7 protein-coding genes are annotated in these 6,576 nt (G+C 71.0%); 3 read left to right on the top strand and 4 right to left on the bottom strand.

Features of this window, described 5'->3' with window-relative positions:
- Positions 1–2: 2 nt before the first annotated feature.
- Both BIV57_RS04320 and BIV57_RS04315 read left to right on the top strand, forming a co-directional pair.
- On the top strand, positions 3–353 hold the full coding sequence (locus tag BIV57_RS04320; RefSeq protein WP_071655289.1) for a type II toxin-antitoxin system RelE/ParE family toxin: 351 nt from the start codon (positions 3–5) through the stop codon (positions 351–353).
- A complete protein-coding gene (locus tag BIV57_RS04315; RefSeq protein ID WP_071655288.1) occupies positions 350–667 on the top strand; it encodes a helix-turn-helix domain-containing protein in 318 nt (105 codons plus the stop codon). The genes BIV57_RS04320 and BIV57_RS04315 overlap by 4 nt, the downstream gene beginning before the upstream one ends.
- 382 nt (positions 668–1,049) lie before the next feature.
- Here BIV57_RS04315 and BIV57_RS04310 read toward each other — a convergent pair whose 3' ends face one another.
- The 3 genes from BIV57_RS04310 to BIV57_RS23355 form a co-directional block, all read right to left on the bottom strand.
- Positions 1,050–1,373 carry a helix-turn-helix domain-containing protein gene (locus BIV57_RS04310; protein ID WP_071655287.1) on the bottom strand — a complete coding sequence of 108 codons (324 nt, stop codon included), beginning with the start codon at positions 1,371–1,373 and terminating at the stop codon, positions 1,050–1,052.
- Positions 1,370–1,477 (bottom strand): hypothetical protein, encoded by a 108-nt coding sequence (locus BIV57_RS26595; RefSeq protein WP_336445315.1) that lies wholly within the window; start codon positions 1,475–1,477, stop codon positions 1,370–1,372. Before BIV57_RS26595 ends, BIV57_RS04310 begins: the two co-directional genes overlap by 4 nt.
- 351 nt (positions 1,478–1,828) lie before the next feature.
- Entirely contained in the window at positions 1,829–2,377 is a 549-nt protein-coding gene (locus BIV57_RS23355; RefSeq protein WP_175548658.1) for a transposase, read from the bottom strand.
- A gap of 2,686 nt (positions 2,378–5,063) precedes the next feature.
- Between BIV57_RS23355 and BIV57_RS24495 the strand changes: the two genes are divergently transcribed.
- A complete protein-coding gene (locus tag BIV57_RS24495; protein WP_139275440.1) occupies positions 5,064–5,462 on the top strand; it encodes a hypothetical protein in 399 nt (132 codons plus the stop codon).
- 197 nt (positions 5,463–5,659) lie between these two features.
- Here the strand turns inward: BIV57_RS24495 and BIV57_RS26725 are convergent, their stop codons facing one another.
- Positions 5,660–6,049, bottom strand: a complete 390-nt coding sequence (locus BIV57_RS26725; protein ID WP_419185686.1) for a helix-turn-helix domain-containing protein — start codon at positions 6,047–6,049, stop codon at positions 5,660–5,662.
- Positions 6,050–6,576: the final 527 nt, after the last annotated feature.

The raw sequence follows: 6,576 nt of genomic DNA, 5'->3' as shown, positions 1-6,576 counted from the left end.
ACCTGGACTTTGCCACGGCCGCCGACACATGGATCGACAAGCTCGACGATGCCTCGCACCGCCGCATCGTCCAGGCCCTGGATGCGCTGGCCCAAGGAGGGCCGGGCCTCGGACGGCCGCTTGTGGACACCATCACCGGCACCTCCATGAGCAACCTCAAGGAACTGCGGCCGGGATCGGTGCGGATCCTGTTCGCGTTCGACCCCTGGCGCTCCAGCATCCTGCTGGTGGGCGGGGACAAACGCGATCGGTGGCAGGAGTGGTACCACGAGGCGATCCCGCTGGCCGAGCGCCGCTACATCCTCTACCTGGAGGAGCGGGCGTCCCAGCAGGAGAAGGGAGACAGGCAATGAGCGGATACACGCGCTGGAGCGACATCCGGGCTGAGCACGTGGAGCGGGCCGGCGGCGAGGAGGTCGTGGCCGCGGGCACGGCAGAACTGCTGGCCGAGGTCGTGGGGCACCGGCTCGCCGAGATCCGCCGCTCCCGCGGACTGACCCAGGAACAGGTCGCAGCCCGCATGGGCGTCACCAAGGGCCGCATCTCGCAGATCGAGCAGGGCAAGGTCTCCGGCCAGCAGGTCCTGGCCCGCTACGCCGCCGCCCTCGGCGGCCATCTGCAGCAGTCCATCCGCTTCGACAACGGAGACACCGCCGCCATCGCCTAACGCCCCCACCAGGCCCGGGCCCGAGGGTGACCTGCAGCTCCGAACACGGCTTTCACATTGGCCGGCTGAGAGTCGTGACCGGGGGATCTCCGGATTGAAGGGCCTGCAGCGTCGAACCGCCGGTCCCCGAAGTCAGTTGGCGATGGCCGGCTGTCGGATCGTGCAGGTCAGGACGCTGGGGCCGCCCCACCCCGACCACGGGTACGGACTCACCCGGCAGTTCTACGAGCCGTCAGATTCCTCCCGCTGGAGGAGACCCAGTCGCTGCGGCAGGGAACACCCTGCCTGTTCATGGTCAAGACGCTGCGAGGCTGGGCCGAAGGACGCGCTGCGCCGTCGCTTTGCTGTCTCCAGGGGCGCAGCACCGGCGCTTTGCGCCGGCTCATGCCGCATCGAACTGCCGGTCGCCGAAGTCCGCCACGATCCGCAGCCGGCCCCCCAGCGCCTCGATGTACCGGCGCAGTGTATCCACCTCCGATGTGCTCAACTCTCCGTGCTCGATACGGGAGATGTTGGCCTGTACCGTCCCCATCGCCTGCGCGACCTCGACCTGGGTCAGCCCCAGGGCCTTGCGGATCTCCTTGAGCCGGTAGGCACGGACCTGCGCCTTCTGCTGCTCGACCTCCTGCGGGGTGCGCAGCGTCCCATTCTCTCGGCGGATCGCGTCGGCCTTCGCCTTGACCTCGCCCCACTTCGCGTAGCTCATGCTCCGGCCTCCTTGTCCTTCAGGTACTCGTCGTAGCGGTCGTCCGCCACGGGGATGTTCGCCTGGTACCACTGCTGCCACTGCCCGGTCTTGTCGCCGGCCACCAGCAGGATCGCCTCCCGCTCCGGATCGAAGCAGAAGCAGGATCCGCACCCGCCCCTGCGGGGTGATCGGGCGCAGCTCCTTCATGTGGTGGTGCCGCGATCTGGTGACCCGGTCGGCCAACGGCCGCGCCAGACCTGGGCCGAGACGCGCAAGCTCCTCGATCGCCCGCTCCACCGCATCACCGCCGTCGGGATCGGACCGCGACAGCTCAAGGAACCACTCCTCGACCGCGGGATGCACATTGATCTCCCAAGCCACCCCATCACAATATCACTTCCACGTTGTATTCCGGGGGGAGATCCGGACGCACACCCAGGCCGACCCCGCGGTCACGGCCCCGGCCGCGCCGCCTACACCTCGCGGCCCTCCACGCTCCCGAGCGGCGAGCCGTCCGGGTCTCCCGCTCCCCCGCCGGCCCGCACTGCCGCGGCTGCCGCCAACGCCGCAGTCCACCCGACCGCCTCGGCTCCCGGCTCCCGGCACGCCCGCCGGTGCAGGCGCTGCCACAGGCCGGCCCGCGTCCAGCCCTCGAAGCATTGCGAGGCGTCCGCGGCCGCAACACCGAGCGCCGACGGCATGCCCCGCCACGGGCAGCCGGTGAGCAGCGCGTAGGCGACCGCGTTAAACACCGCGCGCTCGAGCCCGGAGGCAGGCACGCCGTCCTGCGATGCCGGCTTCTGCGATGCCAGCAGCGGTGCCGCCAGGTCCCACAGCAGCCGCAGCCGACGGCGTTCGGCCCGCACCCGCCAGGCCCCGTCGACGTCCGCGGCCGTGTTGGCGATCGCCTGCTGACGGCGCTCCCTCGTCCAGTAGGCGCGCACCGCATCCGAATGACGGCACTCGGCCTCGGAGCCGGCCGGCAGGCCGCCCTCGGGCAGCTCCGCATCGCTGTCGGGCACGCCGCCTCCTACCTTCCCCCGCCGCCGGCTGAGGGGTGCCAGGTCGATCGGCCGCTCGTCAGGAGGTCGCGCGGGAGAAGGCGTCCTCGATCCAGCCCCCGAACACCACGCTGCCGGCCACATTCTGGCCCGCCGTCACGTTCACCCCGACCATCCCGGCGCCGAATCCACTGAAGCCGGTGACGCGTCACCACTGAAGCACCGCCGCGCCGAGGCCGGCCCCCGCCCGCGCGGGCACCCCGGGGCGAGGCCCACCGGGCACCCTTGACGGCTGGTGTTTCTCCTTGGCAGCGGGGGTGTCGCACCCCAGACCCAAGGCCCCCGGCCCGGGTTGCGGGTGCCGTGCCGGGGACGCCACCGACGCTACCGGCCCGCCCCCACCGCCCGCGCCGGATCACCGGGTTGACCCGGAACCGGGTGGCCGCCTGAACGCGCGGCCGGCGCCCCGGCGAAGGCCAACCGCCGGTTCTTCCCCGAAAGCACGCGCCAGGGGAAGAAGTCGGCCACTCCACCGACCCCACTTGCCTGCCATGACCTGCGGCGATCCGGCCGTCCGGACTGGCGGGAGGTGAAGCCCCAGACGATGCCCCAGACGTAGGCCCAAACGAAGCCCGTAGCGAAGCCCCAGACGCACCCCCAGACGAAGCGCACTCCCCTCCCTCCGCGCGCCGCGCCTTTCGCCGCCCCGGCGCCAGCCGGCCCGCCAGGGAGAAGATCAACGCGTGCGAGCCAGTTGTGGACCTTCGCTCCCAAATCCTTGGGAGACAAGTAGTCGCTACGCCGCCACCCCCTTGACCACACCCGGTGACCTGCACCAACAAGCAGCAGCCGCAAGCCTGCAGAACGAGCCTCAGGGCGTACCTCAGAACGAACCTCAGAGCGAACCTCCGCCTTGCCCGCCACCGGCCCGGTCCCGCGCGGCGCCGCCCCCTTCCGCCGCCCCGGCGCAGCCGGCCCCACCGGAGGACGACCACGCATGCGAGCCAGTTGTGACCCTTTGCTCCCAGATCCGTGGGACAGAAGTAGTCGCCGCGCCCCCACCCCCTGGACCACACTCTCCGGCCTGCAGCAACGCCCGTTCGCCGGGCCCGTGCAGTGCGTACCGCAGCAGGTACCGCAGTGGGTACCGCAGTGGGTACCGCAGTGAGTACTGCAGTGCGTACTCCAGAAAGACCCACGGGGTGCGCCGCATCCGACGCCCGCCCGGAGCGGCCGGCGCGCACCCCGCTCCCGCACCGACCATCCGGGCAGACCGGGAACGAGCAGCGCCGAGCCCGCGGGTACGGCGCCCCGGAGAAGGCCAACCGCCGGCTCTTCCCCGAAAGCCTGCGCCAGGGGAAGAAGTCGGCAACCCCACAGACCTCGCACCCGGGCGTTGGCCTGCGACGAGGGGGCCGGCGCTGCGCCCGGGGCCGCAGTTCGTACCGACGCTCGTACCGCAGCTCGTACCGAACGCGCCCCCAGGCCGGGCAGATGCCGCCGCCCCGGCCCCTGGACGCGTCCGTCCACGCACCCACTCCCCCCACACACCACATCTACGGGCAAGGGCGACGCACCCAGGGGGTTGTCGGCGTCGCTCATCACCCGCCGACCACCGTCCCGCCTGCCGCGACACCGCGGCCTGCTCGATGGATCCGTGCAGGGGCAGCGGCAGTCGTAGCGGTCGCAGCGCGCCCCCTTTCAGGGGCGGGCTGCATCTGCTCCTGGAAGCCGCCGACGGCCGCCTCAGCGCAGAGGCGCCGCGGCGCCGGCCGGATCCCCACGGGGCGGCCGGTTCTCCCCCGGGGCGCAGCCCAAGGGGGAGAAGTCGGCATCTTCACTGCGGCCGGATCCGTGCGGTGGCCTGCGCTGACGCCGGATCAGGCCGGAAGGGCAAGGGAACCCGTTTCGGCACCCGTAAAGGAACTCGTAACGGAACCCGTAAGAGCACCCGTAAAAGAACCCGTAACGGAACCCGTAAGAGCACCCGTAAAAGAACCCGTAACGGAAGCCCCGCCGACCGGCCCGGGTGGGGCGTTGCGGCGAGCAGGAGCGGGGAGCAGCAGCAGCCTTCGCGGCCGCCGCACTCACCACCGTGCCGGTCCCAGTGGTGAGCGATGCCGCCCTCGGCGCGAAGGGGCAACGAGCGCGCCGGGACGGCGCGGTGGCAAGCGCGCGGCGCACCCCGCACCCGGAGCACCGCGCCGGGCGTCGCAGTTGCAGTCGCAGCGGGAGCGGGTGCACCTCTCGCCGGGAGCACGCGCAATGGCGGTTGCACCGGCAGCGCAGCTGCAACCGGGCCTGCGCACCACTCGCTGCACCCCGCTGCACACCCCCGAGGTTGCGGTGCACCGCCCGCTGCTCTGCTCGGCGGTGGGGTGAGCGACCCCACCGACGCTTGCGCACTCCCCGCGGTGCACCCCACCGGGTGCGCCGACTTCACCGCCGGCTTCACCGCGAACTTCACAACGCCCGGCGCGACGGCGAGTTCACTACGGCCCTGACCTGGGGCAGTGGGGTATTTCGTGGGGTAGGCGGTGGGGTCGTCAAGGGGTCATTCCACAACCCTTGACGACGAACCCCGCCACCCTTGACGACCCCACCGACACACCCTTGACGGGATTGGCGCACCCCTTGGGCGGCGTCGACAAACCTCCTTGGCAATCCGGGTGCACCGCTCGCAACCGCCGGTGCGGCGGTGCACCGGGTGCGCAGCCGCACCGGCGCACCCGCCCCGGCACTGCGCAACACCTGCGGCGACGTCGCGGCGCGGTCTGGCCCGCGCGGCGCGACCGAAGCGGGAAGCATGGGCAAGGACCTGCCGTCGGTGAAGCTGAGCCAGGCGCGGAACGCCATGGGCCGGATCGTCTCGGCGTGCGAGATCGCAGCACCGCATCGGCTGCGCGCTGCGCACCGACGACGTCGTCGTGCAGATCGCGGGGACCTCCGAGGCGATCGCCACGGTCACCAGGGCCGGTGCATCAACCGGCTGCGGAACTGGCGCGGCATCGCCACGCGCTATGACAAGACTCCGGAAAGCTACGAGGCCGGACTGCACCTGTGCGGCGCGATGCTCTGGCTCCGCAGCATCGCACCACCGTCATGATCTGAACTCAAGACAGAACCTAGGTGGTCCCGCGCTCCACAGGCCATGCAGCGGTCCGTCCCGCACGCGCAGGGGTGATCCAGCACTGTGTATGAGGCGGGGTGTTCCCGCGGTCCAGTGGTGGCGGAGGTTGACCACTGGAGCACGTTCCGGAGCGCCTCTCTACCGCATCTCTGGCCTGTGTGCCGCGGGTCGCTTCATGTATCGGAGGGCGCTTCGGGTATTGAGGACCACCGGCGGGCCACCCGCAGTGCCGTGGAGTTGTGGACTCCCACGCGTGCGCCGATGTCTGGCCAGGTCATCCCTTGCGCACGGAGCCGGATGATTCTGCGTGCCACGTCCTGACCTACCGCGCGGCGTGGTGGGACTGCTGCGACGGGCGGTGGGTCCGCCAGGGTCGTGAAGGTCTGTCCGGTCACGGCGGCGCGGATGCTTTCTTCGGACACGGCGAGGTTGGTCGCGAGTGTGCGGTATGACGTGCCGAGTGCGGCGCGCTCGTGGCGGGCAGCCGCGACCTGAGCGGTCGTCAGTCGTCGGCGCGCCGTGCCCTGTCGCGCGACTGCGATCCGTACTGGTGGCGGGTCCATCATCGTGGCCCAGGTGCGTCCGGTGAGAGCGGCGTAGAGCGTGCTGCGGGCCACGCTCCATCGTGCGGCGGCTGCGTCCACGTCCAACGTTCCCGCTTTGTAAGCGCGGCGGGCCTGAGCCACCTGGGCGTCTGTGAGCCCCATGTCTTTCCCCTCCTCACCGTGCGCTGTGGTCCCTGTTGGTGTTCTGCATCGTGGCCGTTGGTGAGCTTGCCGATGGCTGACAATGCGTCAGTGACACAGCGTGTCTGTCTATACGTACCGCTCTGACGACTCTACCTCCCACCCGGTCAATGTGGCTGATGGGGCTGCCCTGCAGTTAGGCGGGCATTGAGGAGGATTTGATGCTGGCTCAGGAGGCATCTTGTCGGGTGGCGGGGCTGGCCCGGCGGCTTCCTGAGGCGGCCTGTTCCCCCAAGGGGATGCAGCAGGGCGCCGGGCGCGGGCGGTCAGGGTGTCCTTCGACTGCGCGCAAGCTGGCCTGGCGGCAGGAGGGTTGCCAGTATCGGCTCATCGGTGGGGCAGCG

Origin of the sequence: Mangrovactinospora gilvigrisea (genome assembly GCF_001879105.1) — a bacterium.
Taxonomy (GTDB): Bacteria; Actinomycetota; Actinomycetes; order Streptomycetales; family Streptomycetaceae; genus Mangrovactinospora; species Mangrovactinospora gilvigrisea.
The sequence above is the reverse complement of the archived record's forward strand: the minus strand, read 5'-3'. Positions and strand labels throughout refer to the sequence as shown.

What these genes read in the sequence shown, in the direction of transcription:
- BIV57_RS26725 (WP_419185686.1), bottom strand. Translation starts at nt 6,049, where the DNA reads ATGGACCCGCCACCAGTACGGATCGCAGTCGCGCGACAGGGCACGGCG.
- BIV57_RS04315 (WP_071655288.1), top strand. Translation starts at nt 350, where the DNA reads ATGAGCGGATACACGCGCTGGAGCGACATCCGGGCTGAGCACGTGGAG.
- BIV57_RS04310 (WP_071655287.1), bottom strand. Translation starts at nt 1,373, where the DNA reads ATGAGCTACGCGAAGTGGGGCGAGGTCAAGGCGAAGGCCGACGCGATC.